Source organism: Solidesulfovibrio sp. DCME (genome assembly GCF_049995385.1).
Classification (GTDB): Bacteria; Desulfobacterota; Desulfovibrionia; order Desulfovibrionales; family Desulfovibrionaceae; genus Solidesulfovibrio.
Genome location: NZ_CP188261.1, coordinates 3216445 through 3242156, shown reverse-complemented (window position 1 = coordinate 3242156; position 25712 = coordinate 3216445). Strand labels below are relative to the sequence as shown.

General features: G+C 61.5%; 29 protein-coding genes and 1 tRNA gene. 15 read left to right on the top strand and 15 right to left on the bottom strand.

The features are described from left to right. Nucleotides 1-426 precede the first annotated feature (426 nt). Nucleotides 427-1485, top strand: coding sequence for a LysR family transcriptional regulator (locus tag ACP59X_RS14365; RefSeq protein ID WP_428559520.1), 1059 nt, complete (start codon nt 427-429; stop codon nt 1483-1485). A 373-nt stretch (nt 1486-1858) separates the two neighbouring features. Here the strand turns inward: ACP59X_RS14365 and ACP59X_RS14360 are convergent, their stop codons facing one another. The 11 genes from ACP59X_RS14360 to ACP59X_RS14310 all read right to left on the bottom strand — a co-directional run bounded on the left by ACP59X_RS14360 (nt 1859) and on the right by ACP59X_RS14310 (nt 10840). Beyond that, nucleotides 1859-2086 carry a non-oxidative hydroxyarylic acid decarboxylases subunit D gene (locus ACP59X_RS14360; protein ID WP_428559518.1) on the bottom strand — a complete coding sequence of 76 codons (228 nt, stop codon included), beginning with the start codon at nt 2084-2086 and terminating at the stop codon, nt 1859-1861. A gap of 21 nt (nt 2087-2107) precedes the next feature. Beyond that, nucleotides 2108-3301, bottom strand: a complete 1194-nt coding sequence (locus ACP59X_RS14355) for a UbiD family decarboxylase (protein WP_428559516.1) — start codon at nt 3299-3301, stop codon at nt 2108-2110. 335 nt (nt 3302-3636) lie between these two features. Further along, the gene (locus tag ACP59X_RS14350; RefSeq protein WP_428559514.1) at nt 3637-3885 is read right to left on the bottom strand and encodes a hypothetical protein; all 249 of its coding nucleotides are present in this window, start codon (nt 3883-3885) and stop codon (nt 3637-3639) included. A 117-nt stretch (nt 3886-4002) separates the two neighbouring features. After that, a complete protein-coding gene (locus tag ACP59X_RS14345; protein WP_428559512.1) occupies nt 4003-4488 on the bottom strand; it encodes a hypothetical protein in 486 nt (161 codons plus the stop codon). After that, nucleotides 4485-4859 (bottom strand): hypothetical protein, encoded by a 375-nt coding sequence (locus ACP59X_RS14340; RefSeq protein ID WP_428559510.1) that lies wholly within the window; start codon nt 4857-4859, stop codon nt 4485-4487. Before ACP59X_RS14340 ends, ACP59X_RS14345 begins: the two co-directional genes overlap by 4 nt. A 15-nt stretch (nt 4860-4874) precedes the next feature. Continuing rightward, nucleotides 4875-5249: a hypothetical protein gene (locus ACP59X_RS14335; protein WP_428559508.1), complete on the bottom strand. Its 375-nt coding sequence runs from the start codon at nt 5247-5249 to the stop codon at nt 4875-4877. Nucleotides 5250-5253: 4 nt separating this feature from the next. After that, entirely contained in the window at nt 5254-5772 is a 519-nt protein-coding gene (locus ACP59X_RS14330; protein WP_428559505.1) for a hypothetical protein, read from the bottom strand. A 38-nt stretch (nt 5773-5810) separates the two neighbouring features. Continuing rightward, on the bottom strand, nt 5811-8726 hold the full coding sequence (locus ACP59X_RS14325) for a NosD domain-containing protein (RefSeq protein WP_428559503.1): 2916 nt from the start codon (nt 8724-8726) through the stop codon (nt 5811-5813). Further along, nucleotides 8726-9637 carry a hypothetical protein gene (locus ACP59X_RS14320; RefSeq protein ID WP_428559500.1) on the bottom strand — a complete coding sequence of 304 codons (912 nt, stop codon included), beginning with the start codon at nt 9635-9637 and terminating at the stop codon, nt 8726-8728. Before ACP59X_RS14320 ends, ACP59X_RS14325 begins: the two co-directional genes overlap by 1 nt. After that, nucleotides 9637-9777, bottom strand: coding sequence for a hypothetical protein (locus ACP59X_RS14315; RefSeq protein WP_428559498.1), 141 nt, complete (start codon nt 9775-9777; stop codon nt 9637-9639). Before ACP59X_RS14315 ends, ACP59X_RS14320 begins: the two co-directional genes overlap by 1 nt. A gap of 28 nt (nt 9778-9805) precedes the next feature. After that, the gene (locus tag ACP59X_RS14310; RefSeq protein WP_428559496.1) at nt 9806-10840 is read right to left on the bottom strand and encodes a hypothetical protein; all 1035 of its coding nucleotides are present in this window, start codon (nt 10838-10840) and stop codon (nt 9806-9808) included. A gap of 200 nt (nt 10841-11040) precedes the next feature. On the opposite strand from ACP59X_RS14310, the gene ACP59X_RS14305 reads away from it, so the two are divergent. The 8 genes from ACP59X_RS14305 to ACP59X_RS14270 all read left to right on the top strand — a co-directional run bounded on the left by ACP59X_RS14305 (nt 11041) and on the right by ACP59X_RS14270 (nt 15659). Further along, the gene (locus tag ACP59X_RS14305) at nt 11041-11640 is read left to right on the top strand and encodes a hypothetical protein (RefSeq protein WP_428559494.1); all 600 of its coding nucleotides are present in this window, start codon (nt 11041-11043) and stop codon (nt 11638-11640) included. A 20-nt stretch (nt 11641-11660) separates the two neighbouring features. After that, complete coding sequence (locus ACP59X_RS14300) at nt 11661-11900, top strand: hypothetical protein (protein WP_428559491.1); 240 nt, start codon at nt 11661-11663, stop codon at nt 11898-11900. 74 nt (nt 11901-11974) lie between these two features. After that, the gene (locus ACP59X_RS14295) at nt 11975-13042 is read left to right on the top strand and encodes a type I restriction endonuclease (protein WP_428559489.1); all 1068 of its coding nucleotides are present in this window, start codon (nt 11975-11977) and stop codon (nt 13040-13042) included. A gap of 121 nt (nt 13043-13163) precedes the next feature. Then, a complete protein-coding gene (locus tag ACP59X_RS14290) occupies nt 13164-13427 on the top strand; it encodes a BrnT family toxin (protein WP_428559487.1) in 264 nt (87 codons plus the stop codon). Continuing rightward, nucleotides 13417-13773 (top strand): BrnA antitoxin family protein, encoded by a 357-nt coding sequence (locus ACP59X_RS14285; protein ID WP_428559485.1) that lies wholly within the window; start codon nt 13417-13419, stop codon nt 13771-13773. The genes ACP59X_RS14290 and ACP59X_RS14285 overlap by 11 nt, the downstream gene beginning before the upstream one ends. Nucleotides 13774-14000: 227 nt before the next feature. Then, a complete protein-coding gene (locus ACP59X_RS14280) occupies nt 14001-14438 on the top strand; it encodes a hypothetical protein (protein WP_428559483.1) in 438 nt (145 codons plus the stop codon). A 108-nt stretch (nt 14439-14546) separates the two neighbouring features. After that, nucleotides 14547-14840, top strand: coding sequence for a hypothetical protein (locus ACP59X_RS14275; RefSeq protein WP_428559481.1), 294 nt, complete (start codon nt 14547-14549; stop codon nt 14838-14840). Nucleotides 14841-14963: 123 nt separating this feature from the next. Beyond that, nucleotides 14964-15659, top strand: a complete 696-nt coding sequence (locus ACP59X_RS14270) for a hypothetical protein (RefSeq protein WP_428559479.1) — start codon at nt 14964-14966, stop codon at nt 15657-15659. 125 nt (nt 15660-15784) lie between these two features. Here the strand turns inward: ACP59X_RS14270 and ACP59X_RS14265 are convergent, their stop codons facing one another. Beyond that, nucleotides 15785-16060 carry a phage tail terminator-like protein gene (locus ACP59X_RS14265; protein ID WP_428559477.1) on the bottom strand — a complete coding sequence of 92 codons (276 nt, stop codon included), beginning with the start codon at nt 16058-16060 and terminating at the stop codon, nt 15785-15787. 187 nt (nt 16061-16247) lie between these two features. Beyond that, complete coding sequence (locus ACP59X_RS14260) at nt 16248-16556, bottom strand: hypothetical protein (RefSeq protein WP_428559475.1); 309 nt, start codon at nt 16554-16556, stop codon at nt 16248-16250. A 105-nt stretch (nt 16557-16661) separates the two neighbouring features. Here ACP59X_RS14260 and ACP59X_RS14255 point away from each other — a divergent pair, with 105 nt between their 5' ends. Beyond that, complete coding sequence (locus tag ACP59X_RS14255) at nt 16662-16847, top strand: hypothetical protein (protein WP_428559472.1); 186 nt, start codon at nt 16662-16664, stop codon at nt 16845-16847. 45 nt (nt 16848-16892) lie between these two features. Then, nucleotides 16893-18278 (top strand): tyrosine-type recombinase/integrase, encoded by a 1386-nt coding sequence (locus tag ACP59X_RS14250; RefSeq protein WP_428559470.1) that lies wholly within the window; start codon nt 16893-16895, stop codon nt 18276-18278. A 73-nt stretch (nt 18279-18351) separates the two neighbouring features. Here the strand turns inward: ACP59X_RS14250 and ACP59X_RS14245 are convergent. Further along, nucleotides 18352-18427 (bottom strand) — tRNA-Ala (locus tag ACP59X_RS14245). Nucleotides 18428-18682: 255 nt separating this feature from the next. Between ACP59X_RS14245 and ACP59X_RS14240 the strand changes: the two genes are divergently transcribed. The 4 genes from ACP59X_RS14240 (at nt 18683) to pgi (ending at nt 25194) form a co-directional block, all read left to right on the top strand. Next, complete coding sequence (locus ACP59X_RS14240) at nt 18683-19132, top strand: 4Fe-4S dicluster domain-containing protein (protein WP_428559467.1); 450 nt, start codon at nt 18683-18685, stop codon at nt 19130-19132. Next, a complete protein-coding gene (locus ACP59X_RS14235; RefSeq protein WP_428559465.1) occupies nt 19116-20885 on the top strand; it encodes an aldehyde ferredoxin oxidoreductase N-terminal domain-containing protein in 1770 nt (589 codons plus the stop codon). The genes ACP59X_RS14240 and ACP59X_RS14235 overlap by 17 nt, the downstream gene beginning before the upstream one ends. A gap of 127 nt (nt 20886-21012) precedes the next feature. After that, entirely contained in the window at nt 21013-23520 is a 2508-nt protein-coding gene (locus ACP59X_RS14230; protein ID WP_428559463.1) for a plasma-membrane proton-efflux P-type ATPase, read from the top strand. 30 nt (nt 23521-23550) lie between these two features. After that, a complete protein-coding gene (gene pgi, locus ACP59X_RS14225) occupies nt 23551-25194 on the top strand; it encodes a glucose-6-phosphate isomerase (protein WP_428559461.1) in 1644 nt (547 codons plus the stop codon). 58 nt (nt 25195-25252) lie between these two features. Here pgi and ACP59X_RS14220 read toward each other — a convergent pair whose 3' ends face one another. Then, nucleotides 25253-25711, bottom strand: coding sequence for a hypothetical protein (locus ACP59X_RS14220; protein WP_428559459.1), 459 nt, complete (start codon nt 25709-25711; stop codon nt 25253-25255). Nucleotide 25712 lies beyond the last annotated feature (1 nt).

The following is a 25712-nucleotide window of genomic DNA, read 5'->3' as shown; positions in this document are numbered from 1 at the left end:
CTGATACGAACCCCGTTTTGCCGGATCCCACGGCGCCTGATTGAAAGGCGCGGCAGCCCTGAACACCGTCCCCGAAATCCGCGCAGGCGGGTTTCGGGGACGCGACAGGGCTTTGCCGCACCGTTGACGCGACAGGGCTTTGCCGCACCGTTGCGGCGACAGTCGGCCGGCCATGCACCGTGGCGGCCTGCCCAGGACCCGGCCTTGCCACCGGGTCTTTCCTGTTGCCGTATCCTGGGCCGGAGAGAGCGGTCAGAAAGGAAAAATCGGCAATCCTGAAGCGGAATAGGGTATAAGTTTCTTGAAAATGAGGGGATGATCTGATAGAAAGGAAAGAACTGTTGGGGAAATATACGCATGTAGTGGATTTTATCTTTCGTTTTTGAAAAGTAAGCAAGAGTCGCTACTCGGCGCGGAGGCTGAAATATGATCGACCTTGTCGCTCTTGCGCAGATCAATCTGAACCTCCTGCTTTCCCTCAAGGCGCTGCTCGACGAGTGCAATGTCAGCAAGGCGGCGGAGCGCCTGAACCTCACCCAATCGACCATGAGCCGCAACCTCACCCAGCTGCGGGATTACTTCCAGGACCCGCTGCTCGTGCGGTCCGGCAAGCACAACATCCTGTCGGCCAAGGCCCACGAACTGCTGCCCAAGCTCGACGAGTTCCTCGCGGCCATCCAGTGCATGCTCGACTCCAACTTCGTGCCGTCCAGGCAGCCGAAGGAATTCATCATCGCGGCACCGGACTATGTTTCCCTGCACATTCTCAACGACTCGCTGATGTTTATCAACACGCAATTCAGCAAGATCAACTTCACCATCGTCAACTGGGACCGTTTCGCCAAGAAAATGCTGATTGCCGGCGAAATCCACCTCGCCATCAGCATTGACGACACCTTTCCCTCCAACATGTTTCGCCGGGTGGTCGACGAGGATTACCTGGTGTGCGTGGCCGGGCCCAAGCATCCGCGCTACGGCCAAGACGCCTTGCGCCTGGAGGATTTCGTCGCCCACCCGCATGTCAGCGTGGTCACGGGCGGGGGCTGGGAGAAGGTCGTGGACCGGCCCCTGCACGGCCTGGGGCTGCGCCGCAACGTCAAGTTGCGGGTGCCCTCCTATCGCCTGGCCTTCAGCGTGGTCGAAAGCACCGACTTCCTGGCGGTCGTGCCCATGCACGTGGCCCGCAACAGCGCCGATGCCCGCAACCTCAAATCCTTTCCGCTGCCCTTCGCGGCCCAGACGGTCAAGATGTCCCTGTGGTGGCACGAGAGCCATCACAACGACGGCGCCCACAAATGGCTGCGCGAGGTCCTGTTTCCGAAGCTGCTCAGCCACCCCCACCACCACGGCCTGTCGGCCGAACGCCACCTGGCCACGCCCCCGCCGGCCGCGCCCGCGCCGGAGCAGCGCTTCCAACCGGAGCCGGATGGGCCTTGCCACGGCACCTGGCTGGCGGAGGTTGCTGCCGAGGGACCCGTCCCTTGATCCGAGCGAGAGAGGGTGCCGGAAACAAATGGCCAGGGGAAAAAGCCTCCGGCGGCCAACGGGCTCCCGCCCTATGCAATCCCATAAGGATGGCAGCTTGTTGTCCTTGCGGCCAACGGCCCTCCCTCGGGTGATGCGGATTTTAGCAAAACCCTTCCTTAGGTGCCCGAAGGCCCCAGGGTGGCGGCCTGGGCCGTGCGCTGCCCGGGAAAAGGGCCTTTGGGGGGCCGAAAAGACTTCCTCCTCGGCCCCCGGCACGCGGCGGGCCATGAGGCCCGGCACCAGGTGGGGCACCAGGCGAAGCGACGGAGCGCGCCATGGCGACGCGCTCCGTCCGGCGGCGGGAGGTCCGTGACGGACCCGGGTTACGCGGCTACTTGCGAAGGGGCGGGATGGGGCAAGGGGTCAGCAGCTTGTCCAGGTCCACGCCGACCATCTGGAAGAAGGGCTCGCGCGTGGCCGGATCGAGCAATCTGGCCGGCTCGGTGCTGCGCCAACCGAAGTTGCAACGGTCGCACGTGTATATCTCCCAGGCGCCGCTTCCGTCGGGCGCCTTGGCCACCACGGTCGCTTCCCCTTCCAGGCAGCGGATGCATTTCATGTCGTCTCTCCTTTTTTCCGCCTAGCGGGCGGCGGCCTTCTGGTGCAGCTCGGACAGGATCTTCATGAAGGGGGCGGCCTCGGGGATGAGTTCCACCATCTTCACGTCGCGCATCTTGGGTTCGGGGGCGACCGGCGTGGTGCAGTCGATGATGACCTTGCAGCCCATTCCGGGAGGTTCCGAACCCGGGTCGAGGGGCATGCCCGGCGTGGCCGGAATGACGATGACGTCCTGGGGGCCGCGGATGCGGGTGGACATGGCCCACATGACCTGGACCAGGTCGAAGGGGTCGACGTCGGCGTCCACCAGGATGATGTTCTTGACGTAGGAGATGCCGTGGGGCGTGGAAGCGGCGCGGAAGGCCACCGATTTGGCGTAGCCGCCGAACCGGCTCTCCAGGGAGATGATGGCGGTGAGGCCGTGCTGGTACAGGGCGTTGACGGCCTTGACCTCGGGCATGGTCTCGCGCAGTTGCTTGTAGATGGGGATGCAGGTGTTGAGCCCAAGCAGGGTGTCGATCTCGGTCCAGGGGCGGCCGAGGTAGAGGTTCTCGAAGATCGGGTCGCGGCGGTGGGTGACGCGCTTGATCTTGATGATGACCTGCTTGCGGGCGCCGGAATAGCTGCCCGGGAACTCGCCGAAGGGGCCCTCGCACACGCGCACGCGCGGGATGATCTCGCCTTCGAGAACGTATTCGGCCCCGGCCGGCACGTCGAGCAGGCCGTTGGTGGTCTTGGTCAGCTCCATGGGGATGCCGTTGATGGCCGCGGTGTACTTGTATTCCGACAGGTCGTAGGCGATGGGCGTGCTGGCCATGAACGACAGCATGGGGTCCACGCCGAGGCAGATGGCCACGGGCAGGGCTTCGCCGCGGGCTTCGGCCTTGCGCATCTGGATGGCGATGTCGTGGAAGGGCAGGCCCTGCATGGCGATGGTGTCGGCGTTCTGGACCTGCAGGCGGTAGATGCCCACGTTTTGCTTGTCGAAGTTGTCGGGGTCGTCGGGGTCCTTGGAGACCACCGAGGCCTTGGACAGGTAGAAGCCGCCGTCGTTTTCGTTGACCTTGTAGAGGGGCAGGAGCTCAAGCAGGTTGAACTCGTCGAGGATGACCTCCTGGCAGGGGGCGCCCTCGACCCATTTGACCTCGCCGGGGTAGCTGTCCCAGCGGCTGGCCAGTTCGTGGAACTGGTCCTTGAGGCTGGTGGTCTTGGGCATGCCGAGCAGGCGGCAGTGTGAGGGTCGCGGTGTCGCGCAGGCGGCGCGACGCGTGGCACAGGCGGTGGGGCCGCCTGGGGCCGCGGCCTGCCCGACGGCTGGTGGGCGGCAAGGGACGAAAAAAGCAAGGCTGGGCTATCGCTAGCCCAGCCTTGTTCTTGATTTTCAGGATCCGCGCCCAAGCGACGGCCCTGGTCTGTGCCGGTGGTGGAGGCGATGGGACTTGAACCCACTACCTATGCGTTGCGAAGATTACGGCATTTTGCATAATATTCTGAATTTATTTCAAAACTACTGCTTTTAGCACCACAAGAAACGTGTATTTTACCGGGTTCTCAGGGGGTCCTGTGGTGCGGATTTGTGGTGCAGAACACATACCTCCCGTCCCTCCCAATCCGTAACCGTCCGGCCGCCATCAACTGGTAAACGCTCCTGGGTTTAGTTCCCTCGGGCACGTCCAACTGCAGCCGGACCAGGGCCAGGTAATGCCGCTCGATGACGCGGCGGATGCGCCACCGATCTTCCTCCCTCACGAACTGGCCGAACCGGAGCCGGATGCGACCATCGGCGTCCAGATAGGCCATGGCGTCCTTGGAGCGTAGCCAAGCCAAAGGGTCAAAGAGGGAGGGCATGCGGCCAGGATAGCCGAAGCCCAGAAAATGAAAAGGCCCGGCTGTCCGGGCCTTCGGAGCGCTCACGGCCTACGCCGGCCGCCCGTAAAACCTAACTTCGGCCACGGCGATCGTGTTGCTGCCGTTGCCTTCCATGTTGACCCGGAAATACCGATACGGGACAGTCGCCAAGATCACGGCCGGCGTGGCAGAGCCGGCCCCCGTGATGATTGTCACGGCGCTGGCAAGGGCTACCCACGTCGTACCGTCCAGGCTTGCCTCGACGTTAAACGTCGTGCCTCCACCAGCGCCAAGGATATTTGTGTCCATTGGCCCGTTCACAACGCAAAAATCCAGGTAGTAGGCCTGCAGGTAAACGGCCCCGACTGTATTGTTGTAACCGCTGGACGAGATCGTCTTAGCTGCGCTGGCGGATTGTGTCTGCGCCGTGGTTCCGTCGAACGCCGCCGCCAGGCCGCCGTTGTTGGTCAGGTCGCCAAGGACCGTGCCGCCGGCCAGCAAGGCCGGCGCGGCCGTTGATGGCGCGCGCCGGATATCCGCCCGTTGCGTCCTCACTGGTCAACCCCCTGAAGCACGTCGCCGCCGATGGTTACAGACCCTCCGCTTGCCACCCACACGTAGATGCCGAGCGGCGTTGCGGCCCCGATGAGTATGCCGCGATGCAGCGGGACAGCGCCATTTGCCACGGTATTAGCCGGAAGGTTGGCTTTGGTGATGATATCGGATGCAGACTTTCCTCCCCATCCAACATAGACAGTCGTCGTCTCCCCAAGATTAACAACGTCGAGGTAAATGTCCTCCTTGACACCGACAGTCGCCGATACGACGTGAACGTTTGGTGAACTCGGTGCAGCCGTCGCGGTTACGGAGATGCGCCGGCCGTTGGTGGACAGGGACAGCGGGACTTTGGTAACGACCTGGGACATTGTATCTCTCCTGGTTTAACCGTAAAATTCAAATGTCCAAGCACTCAACGGAGTGACCCATTGCACAGCGTAGTCGGCGCTAGACGTTTTTGCCAGATATTGACCGGCCGAGCCGCCTGTAGGGACAACCTCGCGAGGGGCATTGTCCGGGTCCTGCCCAAGCTGCACCAGCGTCATCGTGTTGAGCAGAGCCGCACCGTAGGTTGTGACCGTCGTTATGCCGCCGGAATAGACGGACGACACCACGTAGATGTCGTTGTAGACCGTGCCTCCCTGCGTGACACGCAGTTGCCGACGCGGTTTGTAGACGGCTGTTTGGTCGCCAGGGATAGAAAACGACGTCGCGCTGATAAAAAGCAGCCCTGCTGATGTCGATGGGTATGTGGCCATGCAATTACACCTCGTGGAGACAGATATTGAGCTGCACGGCCTGCACGTCGGCCACGGTTCCGGCCGCCTTGACCTGGGCCACGAACGCCTGGCGCTGCCCGGCCACATGGGCCGTGACGCGCAGCCAGTCGTCGTTGTTTTTGACCACCGCCGCCGCGAATCCCCCCAGCTCCTCGCCCGTGACGGCCGTGATGGTGCGAATGGTCGGGACCGGGTCCACCCAGCCGGTCGTGTCCGCCGGCACGTCGGCCAGCGTCGGATCGGCCAGCAGCGCCCGTGCCTCGGCCAGTTGCGCCGGCCAGGTGTCGCGCTCGTAGACGCCGAACCGGGCGGCCAGCGGGGCCAGGATCGCATCGCAGGCCGCCGCCGCCTCGGCCACGCGCGCCGTTACGGCGTCCGCCAGCGACACCGACCAGGCTTGGCCAGGCTCCACCTCGGTGCTGTCCGGTACGGTCAGGACAAGGCAACCGGCATAATCGGGAACGTTGGATATATATTGGGCGTCGCCGTGCGTTGCTTTCACCAATCCATTCGAGGCAATGACTATTTTCATGGTATGACCTATGTGTTTGTGTTGCAAGCGTTACCGTTGCCGACCGTATTGAGCGCGGGCGAATAGCTCGTGGTCACCTCGCGAAAAATCGGACTCGACGCAAAACTCGTTCCGCCTCTATTTTGCGACATCCCAGTGTTGCATTTTGAAAAGACGCAGGTCGGATTGCAGTTTGCAACAGCGTTGTAACATACGACTCCGTACTCAGTGTTGTAAAAATACACGGAGGTCAGATCGAATACGCTTCCAGCCCCGAGAAATGCCCCACGACCCCAGCCTTCGAGAATAATGGCGCTGCCTATTGTCGCGGACCGTGACTTTGGAGCGTATAGGCCGCGATAGGCTGATGTACCAACAATCCGAAATCCACGAAGCCCATAAAGCGTCTGCGCGGACTCAAAAGTAAACCCGTGGCTGCCCGTGAAATTGAGCACGCAACGGTTGCACGGCTTGATGACCAGGCTGCCGCCGCCGACCGTCGCCGAAGCGACCGCGTCGCCGGAACAGCCCACCGTCGTGTAGCCTCCGGAATACGTGACGGACGTGGCTTTATACCCGCCATTGGTGTTTGCCGTGGAGCTCCCCGTCACGCCGAAGACATCGCCGACTAGCAGCGAAGCAGTATAATCCCCCGCCATGGTGATGGTCTTGGACGTGGTGTCGATGGCCGAAATTAATGCCGTCGTTTCCGATGAAACGTTGCCGATGATTTGTATTTTGTTTAGGTTATTATGCCCAAGAAGCACAGAACCGCAGATGTTGTATGTCCCATCGGCGCACTGGATAGAGACCAGCACGCCGTCCGCAATTAACTTCTTTCTGATCGAATATAGAGCCTGTGCTATTGAAGCGTATGGAGATTCGGACGACCCGTCGCCGGTCGTGTCGCTGCCGGTCGTAGCGACATAGATGGTGGTATTTGCAACCACCACAGAACATATATCCCCTGCAATGATGTTGTTGGTCAGCGTTGTGAATTTGGCGTACCCGGAATAAACGACGCCCTCGTATTCATACCTCCAAAAAGTGTCTCCGGCTGTTGACCTGATAGGCAACGTGACGTTGCTGAATGTATTGTCAAGGAGCCTGTTCCCGGACGTATCGTCCGCATCCTCAAAGATTCCGCGTGGAATATTGCTAAAATGGTTTGACATTACGACAGTACCAGATGACGGAGTGTCCGTACTGCCTACAACTAAATGCGACAACATTACCCCGGTATGCACTTCTCCAGGTTCGTAATCCTGCATCCCGATCCAGTTGCCGGTTATTAGGTGGTTCCCGCCGCCCTCGACAAAAACAGCATAAGGAGCAGACCCCTCTGTACCGGTAAGCGGCGACCTTCCCCAATCCTGAATTCTGTTTCCAGACACAAGCGTCGCCTGCGATGCTTGCAACCCAATCGCATAGTCCTGAAGGTAGGCAAATGTATTTCCAACAACAGAACATCGCTGGCCAGGAATCGGGTCAGTTTCACCAGTATTATAGAGAGCAACGCCTCGACCACATTTATAAAATGTGTTTCCAATGACAAGCATCCGTTGAAACTGACGCTTTGCAGAGACTCCTGTTGCGCAATATGCGAAATGGCAGCCCGTAACGACCAGCTCCCCTCCATCACCATCCGATGCCGAGGCAGAATCTCCCGTGGCGTAGATTCCAAGGTCGGGATGGCCAGCAAAAAAACAGTCCCGAACTGTAACGCGGCGGCAATCGACGATATTAAGGCCGGTGTCTCCGTGTGCGATAGTCCAGTTCGAGGGACCAATAAACCGCGTCTCTCTGATGAGACAGTCGTGTAATTTCTGAATTATAAACCCTGTCCCTGACAGGGCCGACGCAATAAATACTGTATTGGACGTGTCGAATATCCCGCCTTGCCAAAGCGTACTATATATATCGTGCGTGTTTGCCAGAAGATGGATTATTCCAGTTGACAGGCTGGAGGAGCCTATAAATTTAGCCATTCTGTCGCAGCGAACATCAATGTGGCCAACCACATTGATCTGCAATGCGCTTGAGAGGTAATAGTCCCCAGCCGGGGCTACTCCTTTGGCACCAGTCAGCATACAGTAGGTCAGCCATGCGGCCACTGCGGATCGATCGTCTGTAACGCCGTCCCCCGCAGCGCCGAAATCAAGAAGGGACGCGTATTCCTCCGCGCGACCAGACAGCGACCTTGCGATAGCTCCATCCCAATCCGGTGCGAATTGGGTAACGTAGGAGGCCGTAGCAGCCGCTGCGGCGGCCTCTGTCGCTTTAGTCGTGGCCGTCGTTGCCGATGTAGATGCCTGCGAGGCTTTCGTCGTAGCCGTCGTGGCCGAGGTAGAGGCCTGCGACGTCAAGGTGGCCACTTGTGACGCCGCAGCAGCGGCAGCCGTCGCCGCGCTTTGCGCAGCCTCCAAATAGGTCAAAAAGTCTGCGACATAGACGGTCAGCGTCTCCTGGACTGTCACAGATCGCAGTTTATTTGTCAGCGATCCGGACCACAGCGTCACCTGAACCGTTGTCGTCCCTGACCCAACGGTGCTACTGACGACCGTGCCGTACTTGATGCCATCCGCGCCGCAGTCGCAGGCAACATGCCGGTTGGCCGCGAAGTCGTAGGTGGCGACATCGACCGAAAAATGCGTGGCATCGATGTAGGTGATGGACCCCGCCGTGTTGGCCCAGGACGGTCCCCAGGCTTCTTGTTGCGAGGCGGCGGCTAGGGCGAGGGCGGCGTCGGATGCGGATAAGAGGCCGACAGTCACCATGTCGGCGCACATATTGATCCAGTTGACCGCGACGCCGTTTCCGTCCATGCCTCCGGGGTTGCTGGTGGCGTCGTAAGGCTGACCATTGTAGCCGCAGACACCAGAGCCTGTCCCGTTATATCCCAAGCCTAAACGCAACCTGGCAGTCGTTGCAAGAGTAACGGCCATTATACGGTCTCCTCAATCTTGAACGCCATGGACGTGAGTCCGAACGTCCACCATTCGAGCGGGCTCAGTTCGGACAAGCGGCCTACGAAAGAACGTTGCTGCATGAGTTGTGCGTCGGAAGGGTCAAAGACGTACAAGACGTCTTTGGTGATGCCCGCGAGTTGCGTCAAAAGAAGCGCCTTATTTACACCCTCTACGGGCTTCATGTATTTTAGCTGAAAAACAGCGATCCTATTTTTCGTTCGTTCTTCTGACCACTTGGTCCCATCAAGAGCAGTATCGACAACGGAAGGATCAACCCAGGATAGGGATGCCCCGTAGATCATGTTATGCTTGGGGCTCCAGTCCTCGGCCATATAAAGGCGTCCAGCCTCCAGGTAGCCTTTCCCGTTTTCGCTGTCTGAAAGGTAAATACTGGCATACCGAATGCTTGTTGCGTTGGCGGAAAATCCATTGGAATTGAGCATGAACAGGTAGATTTTCCTGACCTGTCCTATCTGCTCGTCAGAAATTTGGCCGTACAGAAAATTGTCATCTGCCCATCGAAGTTGAACCGTATCGAACCAGCGGGGCCAAACAGCCTGCCAGCCGAAGTCCTGCCGGGCCGTCGTGCGAGTGGAGTCGGTCCAGAGGACAACGCGCGCCTGCGCACGTCGCGTCAGGTTGTGGGCGCACAGGGCCAGGGCCGACAAATAACGGTGCCGGCCAAAATCGACATGGATGACGGCGCTGCACTGGTCGCCATCCGGGAGCCCGACGGTGGGCGAAAAAAGGGCGGTCCCCGCAGTGCGGGCGACCTGGCCAAGAAACCGCGTCTGCAGGTTCGTGACAGGGAGCGCTTCGGTCCAGCCCTCGCCGGTCAGCGTGGCTGTGTCCGCGTGGTTGGGGTAGCAAACCAAGCAATGGGCCATTACCCCAACACCTCCAGCGTTGCCGTGCCGATCTCATGGGTCTCGGTGATGCCGACCAAAACAAAGTTTTTGCCGACGTCGAGGCCAAACCGCGCGCACTGGATGACGACAACATCGCCGATCACGAGGGAGGCGGCCAACGACGCCGAGACCTTGAACGAAAAGCGGTCAAGGCGGTCCTTGTAGTAGGCGAGCAGTCGCTTCGCCTCGGCAAGCGCGTCGGTCTGGTTGGTGATGTAGCTGGTGGCCTGGATTTCGCAGGCCAGCGGGTGATTCGCCAAGGTGGTCAGGTCCTCGGCCCGGACCTCTCGGAACTCCTTCCCGAGCCAGTCCACCCGCGTCGGGTTCTCGGTCCAGAGGGCCGTGGCCACGGCGCTTTTCTGCTGCACCGTCCAGTTCCGAACAGCCTGCAGCGCCACACAGTAAATCCATGGCGAGGTCCACGGCGAACGTGATGAACTGCCGGCGCATGTTGGCCAGCATGTTCTTCCAGGCGTCCTCGCCCTTGCCGGTCACGGCGCCGTCAATGAGGTCCACGAGGCCGGCTTTCGTGGTGTCCATCCAGCCCTGGCCGAGTTGCTTCAGGTCGTTGTAGTAGTCCTGCCACTCCTGGAGCTCCCGGCTGTGCGCGCCCTGGTACAGGCCAAGTTCGATGTTGACCTGGCCGCGCAGAAAATCAGTGAAGCTGCCGGCGTAGGCCTGCCGGGTTTGGAGCTCGTCTCGTGCGATGTCCTCGGCTTTCTGCGCCGCGTAGACGCGAAGGGCCACCTCGTCCGCGCCGGCCTTGCGGAAGTCCTCGACCTCGCGCGAGAGCATGGCCCGGCGGGCGTCAAAGGCGCTGCCGTCGATGGTGGTGAGGCCCTTGTAGGATTCCTGCCACGCCTCCCGGGCCTTGAGGGTGTAGGCCTGATCGACAAGGTCTTGGCTGATGCCCATGGCCTTGGCCTGGTCGCTGGCGTCCTTGTACTGCCCTTTGAGCTTGAGCATGGCCCCCTGGTAGGAGGCCTCGGGGGAGCCGGACAGACGGCCGAGGTCGGACATGAGGTCACCGACCGTGGAGAGGGTGTTACGGAAGTCCTCAAGCTCGCGCTTCGCTTCACGGATGGTCGCGTCCGTCAAGGAGTCCATGGACTGACGCAGCGCGCCGACCTCGGCGCGACCATCGGAGGTGCTGATGTTTATGCGGTAGCCGGCCTCGGGCATGATTCATCCTGGGTTTCCGGGATGCTGCCCGGCCCGCTGGACATGCGCCGCCCCCGCGATGGGAATTTTTCGGGGGCGGGGTCGGCCGGGGTGGGAGGTGGCCCGCGCATGGGCCATAAAGCGGGCGAGAAAAGAGAGAGGAGATGGTTGCCGTTTCGTCGTGTCTGCTGGTATCGGTTCTCTAAAACAGGGGGTCCGTTATGAGGCGCGTTTTATTTCTGACTTTGGCGGTGGTGTTGTGGGCTATCCCGTCCTCGGGGTTTTGCGGCGACCCCGTTGCCATGAACGTGCTTGGCGCGATCAATTACAGCATAAATAGCATAAACAATGCGAGAATTATTGACCAGAATCAGCAGGCCATAAACAACCAGAGGGAATATCTTCAACAGCAAGCAGAGGCTTTGAGACAGCAAAATGAGTTGGCTAGACAAGTACTTGAACTTAGAAGACAAGAAATTGAATTACAGAGGCAGACTCAAAACCCTAAAAGCAACGAACTGATTCAGGCAGAAGCCGCCGTTAGATATATTGACAATACATGCGATCCAGGAGGCGTCACCGTCCTTGAGAATAGTCTTAAGAATCTTCAGCCAGAATCTACTCCCAATGGCGGCATAGCTTATTCTGTTAACGAGACATGGCTGGTCGACAATAGAGACAATAAAGCTTTGACGTTATCAATGATGAGAGTTTATGAAAAATGTACATCTAAAAAACCTAGATTGATCTGGGTTAAATTTGGGCGCGAAACTGTGGCATATGCCGACCCTACTAAAGGCATAGCTACTATATTAAAATAATTACAGCGGAGGTGTTTATTATGAAACGTACCTTTGTTTGCTTGGCATTGTCTATCTGTGTTTTGTCCTACTCCACAAGCGCCCACGCTCTCTGGGTCACCGTATCCAACGGCAACAGCTATTTCGGCAGCACGCCAACCGCCTCGACGCTTTCGGCCCTGGCCGCCACGACGCCGAGCTTGCCGAGCGCCAGCGCGGATGCCACGGCAAGTTCGCATGATCTTTCGTCGTTCTGGGACATGTTCATGGCAATGTTCTGATTCGGCTAGGGAGGGGGGGATTGCTTATGTCCCCGGCCTTGGAGGGCAGGGTTTGGAGATAAATGGAGGCAAGAATGGACCAAGCAAAAATCTTCGAGTTGACCAATCGCGTCCGTCAAGTCCAAGGACAACAACTAAACGAGGCGATGACAAAGACGTCCCTTGTCATGCCGTTCATCCAAGCCTTGGGCTATGACGTGTTCGATCCGAACGAAGTTATCGCTGAGTTCACGGCAGACGTCGGCACGAAGAAGGGCGAGAAAGTCGATTTTGCCATCATGCGCGACGGACTCCCGGCAATCATGATAGAATGTAAGCCAATGGGCATGCCTTTGGACGGCGGGAAGTGCAATCAGCTTCACCGATACTTCCCCACGCACACTTCGACGCGGATAGGCATCCTGACGGATGGAATCACCTACCTATTCTTTTCCGACCTGGAACAGCAAAATATCATGGACTCTAGGCCGTTCATGAAGGTCGATTTCGGAAATTTCAATGACAGGCTCCTCCCTGAAATCCAGAAGTTGTCGAAGGACATGTGGGACCTTGAGGCGGCGCTGTCCTCGGCAAGCAGTCTGAAGTATGTGAGCGAGGCAAAGAAGCTGTTTGCCCAGGAATCGGCAAGCCCCTCGGAAGACTTCGTCAAGTATTTTGCTTCTCGCATCTATGATGGCCATGTTACGGCCAAGGTGCGCGAGCAATTTGCTTCGATTGTGAAGCGAGCCATCCAGGAACACATAAACGACCTCATCAATTCACGCCTTGAATCGGCCAAGGTGGATGAAACGACTACCAAGGCAGATCCTGCCCCGGAAGAAACCCAAGGCCCTGTCGAAAAGGGAATTGAGACAACAGACGAAGAGCTGCTTTCGTTTTTGGTGATCCAGACGATACTGAGGCAGACAATTGCCCCTTCACGGATTTCCTTTCGTGATGCAAAGACATATTGCGCTATCTTGGTTGACGATAACAACCGGAAGACGTTTTGCCGCCTTTATTATAACGGTAAGAAGAAATTCTTGACCATTCTTGGCCCGGACAAGAAAGAAGAAAAGTTCCCAATTGAAACTGAAGACGATATTTTTAGTCTGGCAGAAAAGTTTGTGGAGGCCGTAGCTCAATACGTTGCGGCACAATAGGCAAGAATCTCACGAGACAGCAGAGGCCCCGAGAATTCGGGGCCTCTCTTTTTTCTTGACACGCATAAAAATTGGCGCGGGCCTGGTTGACATGATGACGTTTTGTGCATACGTTACCGCCATGGAATTTGAGTGGGACGAAGCCAAACGGCAGGCGAACATAGCCAAGCATGGCATTGACTTTTATGATGCCAAGGCCGCGCTTGAAGGCGATCCGATGATGCTCGAAGACGACCGCATGGATTATGGAGAGCGCCGTTGTATTGCCGCTGGAGAAGTAAAAGGACACATGCTGATCGTCGTTTTTACGATCCGCGATGGTGTTTTCCGCATCATATCCGCCAGAAAGGCCAACTCCCGCGAACGGAGGAAGTATGCCGACTAAGTACAAGGAAAATGGCAAGGCCATCGTGCGCTATACGGAAGAAGAGCTTCGCGAGATGGAGTCGCAGACCGATTGGAAGCGCGTTGACGCCATGACCGACGAGGAACTGACCGCCAACGCACTGTCTGATCCTGACAACCCGCCGCTGCCGGACGACTTTTTCGAGAAGGCCAAGCGCGTGCGCCTGGAAGACCTACTGCCCGAGGCGAAGGAGCGAGTTTGCATCCGTCTGGATCGGGACGTGCTGGCGTGGTTTCGCGGCCAGAAAAAGAAGGGCTACCAGACGGCCATCAATGCCGTGCTCCGGGCGTTTGTGGAGAGCCAGGAAGGCGGGAAGAGGGCGTAACGGGGGGAGGCGCCCCAGAGGCAGTGCCGGCGTAGGGCAGGGACAAGAGGATAGGGCCGCTCGGGAGGGCGGCCTTTTTTGTGTTGAGGCTGAAACTTTTTTGCGCGGGTAGAAATTTTTTATTGCAAAAAGTTTCTACCCGCGCTAGTTTTTTCTTGCGGGCGGGGAAACGGCCCGTCCCGCAAACCCTGACCGGGGCGAGAATACGCCCCGAAAGGAGAACGAAAGTGAGCCGTCAGACCATTACCGTCACCGATGTCTCGGGCAACAATCCCGTCACCGTCCCTGTCCGTCCTCATATCGACCGGGAAGGGGCCTGTTTAGACCTCATTATAGTGACTGCTGTGCATGTCGGCTGTCCCGTCACGGTGCGTCTGTCCCTGCGGACTGACGGGACAATACATTTCTGGAAGACTGATTTTGATGGGCCAGACAATACTTATGCCCATATTGATCCGCAACAGTACAATCAATACTCTGGCAAGCCCCATGCTCCAACCGAGGCGCAACGCCTCACGGTTGCCCGGTGGTGGGCCGGCGTGGAAAAGCCGCTCGGCTTGCACGGAGGAGTGGGAGGGACTCTGATGCAATGGGCGTTTGACGGTATGAGCGTGATAGAGATGGAGGATAGATATCTCGACGGATTGCGGGTCGCACTGGCGTAATTCCGACGGATTTTGGCCGGGGTGCGATGCCACGGCCCTTACGACTCCAACTCGCCCCGTCAGCCGGGGCGGAAACCGGGGCGCGATGACGCCCCGAGGAGCGAAACCATGAATAGCCGTAAATTTCGAAACGCGATGGCCGTGTACCAAGGCTTTGCCGGACACGAAACTGTGCGGGCCGTGTTGGCGCAAATACCGGGAGAACTGGCCAGCCGCCTGACCGGCGAGGAACTGGGCATGGTGATGACGGCCGTAACCAGAGCACATCACGCCGGCCGCGCCTCGACAGGTGCGGAGGTCTACGACGCCTCCCCCGTGGATGGCGCGGCGTGGATCGACGCCCTCGGCGGGTCGGTCAACTGGCGGAAGGATGGAGGATGCCTGTCCTGCCGGGCCAGCTAAAAAGAGGAGGGGCAGGCCTTACGGCCTTGCCCCTCTTTGACGCTTTGACAGCAGTTGTTTCAACCCACGCTTGCGGCGACGGAAAATAGATAATCCGAAGACGATGCATGCGCAAGGGAAAATATGCGAGAACGATTTGATGTTTCCGCCGCCCAGGAGGCCAACCGCCTCGGCGTCAACCGGACGACCATGGTCGAGGCGATCCAGGCGGGCCGCTGCGGCGGAGAAAATCGCGACGGGTATTGGTACACGTCCACGGCGGCGGCCGCAAAATGGTACAAGGAACATTACCGTCATTCCGGCGAGCTCTACAGCCAAAGCGCGGGCAAGTCATGGTCAACGGATTTGCCGCGCATGCGGGAGATGTTCTCGGCCGGGAAATCCGTTGAGGACGTGGCCGCTGCGCTCAAGCGGAGCCCCAACGCGGTCAAGGTGAAAGCCTCAAAAGAGGGGATACGGCCAAGGAGCGCCGCAAAAATGGCGCACGCCCTGGAGCATCCGTCTCCACCGGCGGCCCCTCCTGCTACCTCATCGCCCGATCTTGTCGCTCAGGCCCGCGTTGCCATCGCCGAGGATGACCGCCAAAAGCCGCCGGATTGGTATAAGCAACGCCGCCAGGACGACCGCGAGGGCCGGCTGCGCATCCACGTGGCCCCGGAGGTCAAGCGACGATTGGCCGCCGGCCTAGCGCGCATCAACGCGGCGCGGCCGGAAGGCGAGCGTGTGACCATGGCGCAGTTTTTGAGCTGGGCCGGGCTGGCGGCGATCGAGGACGAGGCGGTTTTAGAGAGGGGTAGGGCGCTGGCGTCCAAGCTCTAAAAAATCAGGGGGCCGACTCCCGCCGGCCCCCCGTTCAATCTTCCTCTCCCCACGGGTTCCCGCCCCCGCCCCCCTCTGGCTTCTCCCTGTTCCGTTCCCACCGCTCCCGGATCAGCGGGTAGAGCTCAACCTCGAGCCGCAGCACCCGCTCCAACGTCTCCACGGGCTTGCACGCCGCATCCTGCCGGCGTGAAGACCTGGACTTTGACCACGCCGACGCGCCGGCTGATGCCGCCGGGGCCGATCTCACGCGAGAACTTCTTGCCGGGCAGGATCGAGCAGCGGACCCATTTGTCCGGGAGCGTCTTTGGCGTCGCCAAGTTGTCGTAGAAGGCCGGCGTGGCGACCCAGTTGGCCTTGAAATGAGTCTGCACGGCATGAACGATGGCGTCGGGGGTCATGACCGCCACCTCCAGCAGGAGACGGCGATATAAACGATCAAGGCAAATTCGAGTCCGAGATCAATGCAGTCCGCCACGGGAGGGAGAACGCCAAAAATGTCCCAAAGCAGGACTTTGAGGGTGACTCCAAACCCCCATCCGGCCGCAAGCAAGACCACTACAAGGGGAGCGATGTAGGAAAAGACCTTCATGAGGCATACCCCCGTTCCCGGGCGGCCCTGGAGAACAAATCCGCGAACGCGGCCATGGAGTTGGCGATGAACCCGGTCGGGGCCTGCTGCGAATGTCCGTCCTCGAGCGGCATAAGGTACGAAATGTTGTTGTAAATGCAGATGACGTCCGAGTCCGGCAGGGCGACCACGATCTGCTGTGCCTTGGACATGAGATCCACGCCCGTGTAGTCGCCGGGAGGCTCCTGCCAATCCGACCAGTGCGTGTCGATGGTCCAGGAGGCGGCAGCGCGGACGGTGTCCTTCGGGGTGCCCTCGATGAGCATGCACAGGAGGTCGAAGGCGGCCTTGAGGACGATGCGGCGGGCAAGCCTGACAAGGCGGCCGCGTATTGCGGCCAGAGCAAGCGGGAGTGGGAAACCCTCCTTGCGATGTTCGACGTGCCTTTGTCCGGACCCCTCGCCAATGTCTATGCCAAGTCCACACTGGACGACCTTATGGCCTGCCCGCAGAAGTACCTGCGGGCCAAGAAACAGCCTGCCAAGAACCGCGAGAAGGCCGATAAAAGGCCCGTCAAAGAGCGCGTAAAGGCCATCCTGGAAAGCCGAGCCGCCTGATTTGACCGTTGCCCCTTCGGCCCTCCCTGCCGTATGCATCGGCGCATGGCATACCAGCGCGGCGGAAAGGGGAAATGGATCGTCTCCTACCGCGTTCCCGGAAAGACACAGCCCGAGAAGGAATACTTCGACTCGAAAAACGAGGCCGAAGCGCGCGAACTCATCGTCAAGTCGATCAAAAAGATCAACCCCACCGCACTCGCCCCTGAGCCAGTTTCAGGACTGACGTTTCGAAAACTCGTCGATCAATACCAGACGCGCCGTGCCTTGGCGGCAACGACGCTGGCGGCCGACATTTATACGCTGGAGGCCTACGTCTTTCCCGTCATCGGGGATAAGGTGGTTGAAAAAATCACCGAGGAAGACCTGGGAAAGATCGTGGAGCAGGCCAGGAAGAACGGCTCTCCCGGGTCCGCCGTCAGGATATGGGAGCGCGTGCGCGCCATCCTGCGGTGGGGCAAGAAATACAAGCTCATCAGCAAGAATCCCGGGGCAGATTTTTTCATCGAAAAGGAGAAACAGGTATCGAAGGCTATGCCCCCTTCCCGCGAAGAGGTCGAGGCCATCCTCGACGTCAGCCCGCCGCACCTTGTCCGAGCCATCCAACTTTCCTTTTACCTTGGGGTGCGACCTGGCCAGTCGGAGCTCTTCGCCCTCCGATGGGACGATTTCAACTTGGACGACGGGTGGGTCAGGGTCAAGTCGGCCGACAAGGGCGGCCTCCCCTGGCGGGACGTTCCCCTGGCCATGGACATTTTGCCTTCGCTCCGCAAGTGGCAGGAGGACGACGAGGCGGCCGGGATCGCGTGGCCAATCCACTGGCGCGGCAAGCCGGTCGCCAGCGTCAAGGGCGCCTGGGAAAATGCGAAGGCGGCGGCCGGCATCAGGCGCCGGCTTCGACTTTACGACATTCGGCATCATTTCGCGACAGCCCTCCTCGAGCAGGGGGTTGACCCGGGGATTGTGGCCGGAATGATGGGACACACGACGGTGCGAATGGTCCAGGAGGTCTATCAGCGGGTCAGGAGGGCCGGGAAGCGGAGTGCCATCGACAAATTGCCGACTTTGAAGAAGCGTAGCCTCATCAAAAACAGCGCAAGGCTGCATGTCCTTATCGTGGAGAAGTATCTTGGCCGCGCCCTTGAGCCAGACGAGGACGTCTACCATCTGGATGGTGACAAGAAGAACTTCAAGATTTGGAACCTGGAACTGATCCGAAAGGAAGACCGGAAGCGCCTCGACCTTCTCCGTTCGTCGTTCAACGGCGCGTCCAGAAGGAAATATCAGGACGATAACACGGCATGGTGCTATAAATGCCAGTCTTTCAAGCCAAAAAGTGATTTCCCGAAGAGCTCCAGGAACTGGACCGGGGTGGGCCGGGAATGCAAGGCCTGCAAGCGGGAAGCGAGGTCGTCGAAGCCTCGGAAATAGGGCCTTGTGGTGCAAATTTGTGGTGCAAAGAAAATGGGCCTTGCGGCGTGTTGCCACAAGGCCCTGATTTTCTTGGTGGAGGCGATGGGACTTGAACCCACTACCTATGCGTTGCGAACGCATCGCTCTCCCAGATGAGCTACGCCCCCAGCGGGAAAAAGGTCTATAGGCGCAATCGGACGCCCGGTCAAGGACGATGGAACCGATTCCGGGAAAAAGCCGGCTTGCCAGCAAACAGGGGCGCCCATCGGCCACGCCGCCAGGGGTAGGCCCGTTTCCGGGAAAAAGCCGGATTGCCATCGAAACACGGTTGACCGGGCCCGGCGTGTCTGCCACAGTCTGTATGGAAATCCCCCCGAAACCATTATGCCTTTTTTGACGCTCGGCCAAAGGAGCCCGTGTCCATGAAAATTCACCGCGCCCTGCGGATGGAACGCTGCATCGGCTGCCATTCCTGTTCCTTGGCCTGCGCCAGGCTGGTCTACAAAAGCTTTTCCTGGAATACCGCAGGTATCCGAATTCGTTCCACCGGCGGCGTGTCCAGCGGCTACCAGGCCGTCCTGTGCCTGGCCTGCGACCCCGCCCCGTGCGCCGCTGCCTGCCCCACCGGGGCCATGGCCCAGCGCAAGGCCGGCGGCGGGGTGACGCTCAAAAAATCCCTGTGCGTGCGCTGCGGCCAGTGCGCCGCCGCCTGCCCCGTCGAAGCCATCAACCTGGACGCGGCCGGAAGTCCCGCCGTGTGCCTGCACTGCGGCCAGTGCATCCCCTTTTGCCCCCACGACTGCCTGGAACTGGTGGAGGCCGCCGACCCGGCCGCGCCCTGCCTGGAGAGCTGCCATGTCGCCGGAAAATAACGACAACAACCTCTTTCGCGTCCTGGTGTACGACCTGACGGCCGCCCGGGCCGACATCCGGCTGGTCCCCGGCCGCCTGGACGTCATCGGCGGCTCGGGCCTGGCCGCGCTGCTTTACGAGAAGTACGGCCTGCCCGAGGCCCACCCCTTCGACCCGGGCCAGCCGCTCATTTTCGCCATCGGCCCGGCCACGGGCTATTTCCCGCTGATGAGCAAGACCGTGTGCGGCTTCAAATCCCCCTACAACGCCAACTACGCCGAGTCCCACGCCGGCGGCCGCTCGGCGCTGTCGTTGCGTTTCGCCGGCTACGACGCCTTGGTCCTGACGGGCAAGGCGGCCCGGCTGTCCACGCTGGTGGTCGGCTCCCGGCGCATCGAGCTCCTCGACGTCCACTACCTGCGCGGGGCCGACGTCTTCACCACGGGCAAGCTGTTGCGCAAGATCGCCGCCGGGTCCTCGGGCCACCGCAGCATCCTGCGCATCGGACCGGCCGGGGAAAACGGCAGCGGCTACGCCTGCATCAACGTCGACACCTACCGCCACTTCGGCCGCCTGGGCGCCGGGGCGGTCCTTGGCGCCAAGAACTGCAAGGCCGTGGTGCTCATGGGCGACGGCGACCTGGCCCTGCCCGAGGACAAGGGCTACGCCAAACTGTTCAAGGACATCCACGAAAAGGTCACGTCGTCCGGGATGATGGAGAAATACCACGACCTCGGCACGCCGGCCAACGTGCTGCCCCTAAACGCCCTCAAGTCGCTGCCCTGGCGCAACCTGACGGCCACCAGCGACCCCGAGGCCGACAAGGTCTCCGGCGAGGCCTTTGCCGAAAAGCTGCTCATGCACAACGCCGCCTGCGCCGGCTGCCCGGTGGGCTGTATCCACGTGGGCATGGTGCGCGAGATGTTCAGCGCTTCCCACCGCTTCGCCATCCACCAGGTGGCCTACGACCACGAGCCCAATTTCGCCGCCGGCCCCATGCTCGGCGTGACCGACCCGTCCGAGGTCCTGGCCATCAACGACATGGCCGACCGGCAGGGCCTGGACATCATCTCTGCCGGCGTGGCCCTGGCCTGGGCCGTGGAGGCCACGCAAAAGGGGCTTGTTTCCGAAAAGGAAACCGAGGTGAAGCTCGCTTTCGGCGACGCAACCGCCTTCAAACGGGCCATGTGGCTGCTTGGCCACCAAGCCAACGACTTCTACGCCGCCCTGGGCCAGGGGGCCATGGCCGCCGCCAAGGTCTACGGCGGCGAGGATTTCGCCTGCGTGCTCGGCCAGGAGATGGCCGGCTACGCCACGGGCGAAACCTATTTCGCCTCCCAGACCGTGGCCTTCCGCCATTCCCACCTGGATACCGGGGCCTATTCCTACGACCAGAAGCACAAGGAGCAGGACGTCGCGGCCGTGGTCAAGTTCCTGGTCGACGACGAACGCGAACGCGTCCTGTTGACCTCGCTTGTCGCCTGCCTGTTCGCCCGGGAGGTCTACAAGCCCGAGGTCGTGGCCGCCGCCCTGACCTGCCTGGGCCACGGGGAACTGGCCCAGAACATCGATGTGGCCGCCGAAAACGCCCGCCGGGCCCGTTGGCGCCAAAAGATGTGCACGGGCTACGATCCGGCGGCCACGCGTATCCCCAAGCGCTTTGCCGAAGTCACGACCTGGAAGGGTCCCGTGGACGCGGTGTACATGGAGGCGCTGCGGGCCGCATACGCCGACGCCGTCACGCTGCTTGGCCAACCCGTGCCAACGGCGTGACAGTACGGCCGCGAGGGGTGGCGATACGGTTGCCGGGCGTGCATTTCGCGGCTTGCCGTGCTAGTTGTGGTTTCCATCCCGCAAAGGGCCCGCCCGGGCCGTTGCCATTCGCAAAGGAGGTCGCAGCATGGCCGAAAAGACGTCCGACGCCCCCCGGAAAACGCTGGCGGAAATCCTCAAGGACGCCGGCGCCACCCCGGCCGGCCTGACCGCCGCCGAGGCGGCCAAGCGGCTGGCGGCAAACGGCCCCAACGCCCTGCCGGAAAAAAAGGTCAATCCGCTCCTTAAGCTCCTCGGCTATTTCTGGGGGCCCATCCCCTGGATGATCGAGGCGGCGGCGGTGCTGTCGGCCGTGGTCGGCCACTGGGCCGATCTGACCATCATCCTCGTGTTGCTCGTCTTCAACGCGGCCATCGGCTTTTTCGAGGAGCACAAGGCGGAAAACGCCCTGGCGGCGCTCAAAAACCAGCTGGCGCTGCGGGCCCGGGCCCTGCGCGACGGGGCCTGGGGCGAAATCGACGCGGCCGGCCTCGTTGTCGGCGATGTCATCCGCCTGCGTCTGGGCGACGTCATCCCGGCCGATGCCGTCTGCCTGGAGGGCGACTACCTGAGCGTCGACCAGGCGGCGCTGACCGGCGAATCCCTGCCCGTGGCCAAAAAGGTCGGCGACACGGTCTATTCCGGGGCCGTGGCCAAGCAGGGCGAGATGGTGGCCGTGGTCACGGCCACGGGCGTCAATACGTTTTTCGGCAAGACCGCCCGCCTGGTGTCCACAGCCGGCGCGGCCTCCCATTTCCAGAAAGCCGTCATGACCATCGGCAACTACCTGATCTACCTGACGCTGGCCATGGTGGCCGTGCTCATCCTGGTCGGCCTCGACCGGGGCGAGAAGCTCCTGGAGCTGGCCCAGTTCGCACTGATTTTGACCGTGGCCGCCATCCCCGTGGCCATGCCGGCGGTTTTGTCCGTGACCATGGCCGTGGGCGCCCTGGCCCTGTCGCGCTTGAAAGCCATCGTCTCGCGCCTGGAGGCCATCGAGGAGATGGCCGGCATGGACATCCTGTGCTCGGACAAGACCGGCACGCTCACCCAGAACAAGCTGACGCTTGGGGAGCCCATCGTCTTCGCCGCCGCCGACGGGGCGGAGTTGATCCGCCTGGGCGCCCTGGCCTCCAAGGCCGAGGATCGCGACGCCATCGACCTGGCCATCCTGGCCAGCCTGCCGGATCAAAAAGCTCTGGAGCCGTACAAGCAGACGTCGTTTACTCCCTTCGACCCGGTGGGCAAGCGCACCGAGGCGGCCATAACCGACGCCTCGGGCGCCTCGTTCCTTGTGACCAAGGGCGCGCCCCAGGTCGTCATGGGGCTGTGCGCGCTTCCCCCCGAGGACGCGGCCAGGGCCGACGCCGCCGTGGAGGGGCTGGCGGCCAAGGGCTCGCGCACCCTCGGCGTGGCCCGCAAGGACGGGCAGGGGAGCTGGGCCTTTTGCGGCATCCTGCCCCTGTCCGACCCGCCCCGGGAGGACTCGGCCGCGACCATCGCCAAGGCCGGCGAGCACGGCATCGCCGTCAAGATGGTCACCGGCGACAACACGGCCATTGCCCGGGAGATCTCCCGCGAACTGGGCCTTGGCGATGCCATCGTCCCGGCCGGGACTTTTTTCGCCGAGGGTGCCGACGTGTCGCGCCTGGGCGCCGACGTGGAGCAGCGCATCGAGGACGCCGACGGCTTCGCCCAGGTCTTTCCCGAGCACAAGTACGGCATCGTCAAGGCCCTCCAGAACCGGGGGCACCTGGTCGGCATGACCGGCGACGGCGTCAACGACGCCCCGGCGCTCAAACAGGCCGATGTCGGCATCGCCGTGTCCGGGGCCACCGACGCCGCCCGGGCCGCCGCCGACCTCGTCCTGACCGCGCCCGGGCTTTCCGTCATCGTCGAGGCGGTGGAATACGCCCGTCGCATCTTCGAGCGCATGAATTCCTACGCCATCTACCGCATCACCGAGACCATCCGCATCATGCTCTTCGTGGTCCTGGCCATCCTGGTCTACAACTTCTATCCCATCACGGCCGTCATGATCATTTTGCTCGCGCTTTTAAACGACGTGCCCATCATGACCATCGCCTACGACAACACCTACCTCGACCCCAATCCCGTGCGCTGGGACATGCGGCGGGTGCTCACGCTCTCCACCGTCCTTGGCGTCATCGGCGTCATCGAGACCTTCGGCCTGCTCATTCTGGCCAAGACCTACTTGAAGCTCGACCTGGCGCAAATCCAGTCCTTCATCTTCCTCAAGCTGGCCGTGGCCGGGCACCTGACCCTGTTCGTGGCCCGCACGCGCAAGCCCTTCTGGGCCGCGCCCCATCCCGCCCCGGCCATGATCTGGTCGGCGCTGGCCACCAAGGCCCTGGCCACGGCCTGCGTGGGCCTGGGCTGGTTCGTGGCCGCCGTTCCCTGGGAGTATGTGGGGCTCATCTGGGGCTACTGCCTCGTCTGGCTTTTCCTTGAGGATTGGGCAAAACTGGTGGTATATCGCCACTTGGCCTTGGACGCCCCGACGCACCGGCGGTTTTTCGGCCGCGTCAACCGGCCCTTGCACCCGGCCGGCGCTTCGCGGCCGGCCACTCCCTGACCGTAACCGAACAGTGAAGGAGAACGCGACATGCCGCTTTTCACGGAACTGCCCGCCCACGCCGCCCTGGCCGCGCATTACGAGACGGCCAAGGACCTGCGCCTGCGCGACCTGTTCGCCGCCGACCCCGGCCGTTTCGGCGCCTTCTCCCTGCGCCTGGGGGACATCCTGTTCGATTATTCAAAAAACCGGGTGACGGCCGAGACCATGGGCCTGCTGTTCGCCCTGGCCCGGGAGGCCGGGGTCGCGGCCCGGCGCGACGCCATGTTCGCCGGAGAGAAAATCAATCGCACCGAGGACCGGGCCGTGCTCCACGTGGCGCTACGCAACCGGTCCAACCGGCCCATTGTCGTCGACGGCGCCGATGTCATGCCCGAGGTCAACCGGGTGCTGGCCCAGATGCGCGATTTTTGCGCCCTCGTCCATTCCGGCGCCTGGACGGGCTATACCGGCAAGCGGATCACCGACGTGGTCAATATCGGCATCGGCGGCTCGGACCTCGGGCCGCAGATGGCCAGCCTGGCCCTGGCCCACTACGCCGTGCCCGGCATCACGCCCCATTTCGTCTCCAACGTGGACGGCACGCACCTGGCCGAGACCGTGAGGCGCGTCTCGCCGGAGACCACGCTTTTCATCATCGCCTCGAAAACCTTCACCACCCTCGAAACCATGGCCAACGCCCACGCGGCCCGGGACTGGTTCCTGGCGACGGCCAGGGACGAGGCGGCCGTGGCCAGGCATTTCGTGGCGCTTTCCACCAACGCCGCGGCCGTCGCCGCCTTCGGCATCGACACGGACAACATGTTCGCCTTCTGGGACTGGGTGGGCGGGCGCTATTCCCTGTGGTCGGCCATCGGCCTGTCCATCGCCCTGGCCGTGGGCTTCGACCACTTCGAGGACATGCTCGAGGGCGCCTTTGTCGCGGACGAGCATTTCCGCACGGCGCCGCTGGAAAAAAACATCCCCGTGGTCATGGGCCTGCTCGGCATCTGGTACAACAACTACTTCGGCGCCCAGACCCAGGCCATCCTGCCCTATGACCAGTACCTGACGCGTTTCGCCGCCTATTTCCAGCAGGGCGACATGGAAAGCAACGGCAAGTCGGTGACGAACGATGGCCGTTTCGTGGACTATTCCACCGGCCCCATCCTCTGGGGCGAACCCGGCACCAACGGCCAGCACGCCTTCTACCAGCTCATCCACCAGGGAAGAAAGCTCATCCCCTGCGACTTCCTGGCCGCCGCCACGACCCACAATCCCCTGGGCCGGCACCAGGACATGCTCCTGTCCAACTTCTTCGCCCAGACCGAGGCCCTCATGCGGGGCAGGACCGTGGAGGAGGCCCGCGAGGAGCTCTCCGACAAGGGCTATGCGCCCGAGCGCCTGGAACTGCTGTCCCGGGCCAAGTCCTTCCCCGGCAACCGGCCCACCAACTCGTTTCTGTACAAGTCCCTCGACCCGAAAACCCTGGGCACGCTCATCGCGCTCTACGAGCACAAGATCTTCACCCAGGGCACGATCTGGGACATCAATTCCTACGACCAGATGGGGGTGGAGCTCGGCAAGGTTCTGGCCGGCACCATCCTCCAGGAACTGGAAGACGCAAAGCCCGTGGCCGGGCACGACTGCTCGACCAACGGGCTTGTTAATTATTATAAGGCATTGCGGGGCTAGGCGCGACCTTCCCCGCGTCCGCGCCGGGTTCGGGCATACCCGGCGCGGACGGCGGCCGCTACTTGGCCAGCCGCAGCAGCCTGTCGGCCACGATGGCCAGGGCCATGTCGCGCTTGAGTTCCAGGGAAACGGTCAGTTCACCGCCCTCGTCCATGGGCTCGCTGGCCCGGGCCGCCGCCAGTTCCGCTTCGAAGGCCTCCCGCAATTGGCGAAACGACGCCTCCACCTCGGGATAGCGGTTGTCCGCCCGCCAGGGCAGACGCAGGGTCTGGCCCGTGCCGCGCATGGCGTGGCTGGGCGTGGCCAGGCTGTAACAGCCGGCCGGCGCGGCCCCGGCCCGCTCGTGCTCCCCGGGATGACAATGCGCCTGCCAGGCGGCCGGCGGCTCGGGAATCGTCGATTCCACACGCACGTAGGGCAGGGCCAGGCCCTTTTCATGCCCCTCCAGGATGACCGAATAGGAAAGCTGCGGCCGCAGGTTGCCGCGTTGTTTCTCGATGTGCCAGGTGATGCGCATG

Excerpts from the sequence above, each read along its gene's own strand:
- ACP59X_RS14365 (WP_428559520.1), top strand. The coding sequence starts at position 427 with ATGATCGACCTTGTCGCTCTTGCGCAGATCAATCTGAACCTCCTGCTT.
- ACP59X_RS14360 (WP_428559518.1), bottom strand. The coding sequence starts at position 2,086 with ATGAAATGCATCCGCTGCCTGGAAGGGGAAGCGACCGTGGTGGCCAAG.
- ACP59X_RS14355 (WP_428559516.1), bottom strand. The coding sequence starts at position 3,301 with ATGCCCAAGACCACCAGCCTCAAGGACCAGTTCCACGAACTGGCCAGC.
- ACP59X_RS14350 (WP_428559514.1), bottom strand. The coding sequence starts at position 3,885 with ATGGCCTATCTGGACGCCGATGGTCGCATCCGGCTCCGGTTCGGCCAG.
- ACP59X_RS14340 (WP_428559510.1), bottom strand. The coding sequence starts at position 4,859 with ATGTCCCAGGTCGTTACCAAAGTCCCGCTGTCCCTGTCCACCAACGGC.
- ACP59X_RS14335 (WP_428559508.1), bottom strand. The coding sequence starts at position 5,249 with ATGGCCACATACCCATCGACATCAGCAGGGCTGCTTTTTATCAGCGCG.
- ACP59X_RS14325 (WP_428559503.1), bottom strand. The coding sequence starts at position 8,726 with ATGGCCGTTACTCTTGCAACGACTGCCAGGTTGCGTTTAGGCTTGGGA.
- ACP59X_RS14320 (WP_428559500.1), bottom strand. The coding sequence starts at position 9,637 with ATGGCCCATTGCTTGGTTTGCTACCCCAACCACGCGGACACAGCCACG.
- ACP59X_RS14310 (WP_428559496.1), bottom strand. The coding sequence starts at position 10,840 with ATGCCCGAGGCCGGCTACCGCATAAACATCAGCACCTCCGATGGTCGC.
- ACP59X_RS14305 (WP_428559494.1), top strand. The coding sequence starts at position 11,041 with ATGAGGCGCGTTTTATTTCTGACTTTGGCGGTGGTGTTGTGGGCTATC.
- ACP59X_RS14300 (WP_428559491.1), top strand. The coding sequence starts at position 11,661 with ATGAAACGTACCTTTGTTTGCTTGGCATTGTCTATCTGTGTTTTGTCC.
- ACP59X_RS14295 (WP_428559489.1), top strand. The coding sequence starts at position 11,975 with ATGGACCAAGCAAAAATCTTCGAGTTGACCAATCGCGTCCGTCAAGTC.
- ACP59X_RS14290 (WP_428559487.1), top strand. The coding sequence starts at position 13,164 with ATGGAATTTGAGTGGGACGAAGCCAAACGGCAGGCGAACATAGCCAAG.
- ACP59X_RS14285 (WP_428559485.1), top strand. The coding sequence starts at position 13,417 with ATGCCGACTAAGTACAAGGAAAATGGCAAGGCCATCGTGCGCTATACG.
- ACP59X_RS14275 (WP_428559481.1), top strand. The coding sequence starts at position 14,547 with ATGAATAGCCGTAAATTTCGAAACGCGATGGCCGTGTACCAAGGCTTT.
- ACP59X_RS14270 (WP_428559479.1), top strand. The coding sequence starts at position 14,964 with ATGCGAGAACGATTTGATGTTTCCGCCGCCCAGGAGGCCAACCGCCTC.
- ACP59X_RS14265 (WP_428559477.1), bottom strand. The coding sequence starts at position 16,060 with ATGACCCCCGACGCCATCGTTCATGCCGTGCAGACTCATTTCAAGGCC.
- ACP59X_RS14260 (WP_428559475.1), bottom strand. The coding sequence starts at position 16,556 with ATGCTCATCGAGGGCACCCCGAAGGACACCGTCCGCGCTGCCGCCTCC.
- ACP59X_RS14255 (WP_428559472.1), top strand. The coding sequence starts at position 16,662 with ATGTTCGACGTGCCTTTGTCCGGACCCCTCGCCAATGTCTATGCCAAG.
- ACP59X_RS14250 (WP_428559470.1), top strand. The coding sequence starts at position 16,893 with ATGGCATACCAGCGCGGCGGAAAGGGGAAATGGATCGTCTCCTACCGC.
- ACP59X_RS14240 (WP_428559467.1), top strand. The coding sequence starts at position 18,683 with ATGAAAATTCACCGCGCCCTGCGGATGGAACGCTGCATCGGCTGCCAT.
- ACP59X_RS14235 (WP_428559465.1), top strand. The coding sequence starts at position 19,116 with ATGTCGCCGGAAAATAACGACAACAACCTCTTTCGCGTCCTGGTGTAC.
- ACP59X_RS14230 (WP_428559463.1), top strand. The coding sequence starts at position 21,013 with ATGGCCGAAAAGACGTCCGACGCCCCCCGGAAAACGCTGGCGGAAATC.
- pgi (WP_428559461.1), top strand. The coding sequence starts at position 23,551 with ATGCCGCTTTTCACGGAACTGCCCGCCCACGCCGCCCTGGCCGCGCAT.
- ACP59X_RS14220 (WP_428559459.1), bottom strand. The coding sequence starts at position 25,711 with ATGCGCATCACCTGGCACATCGAGAAACAACGCGGCAACCTGCGGCCG.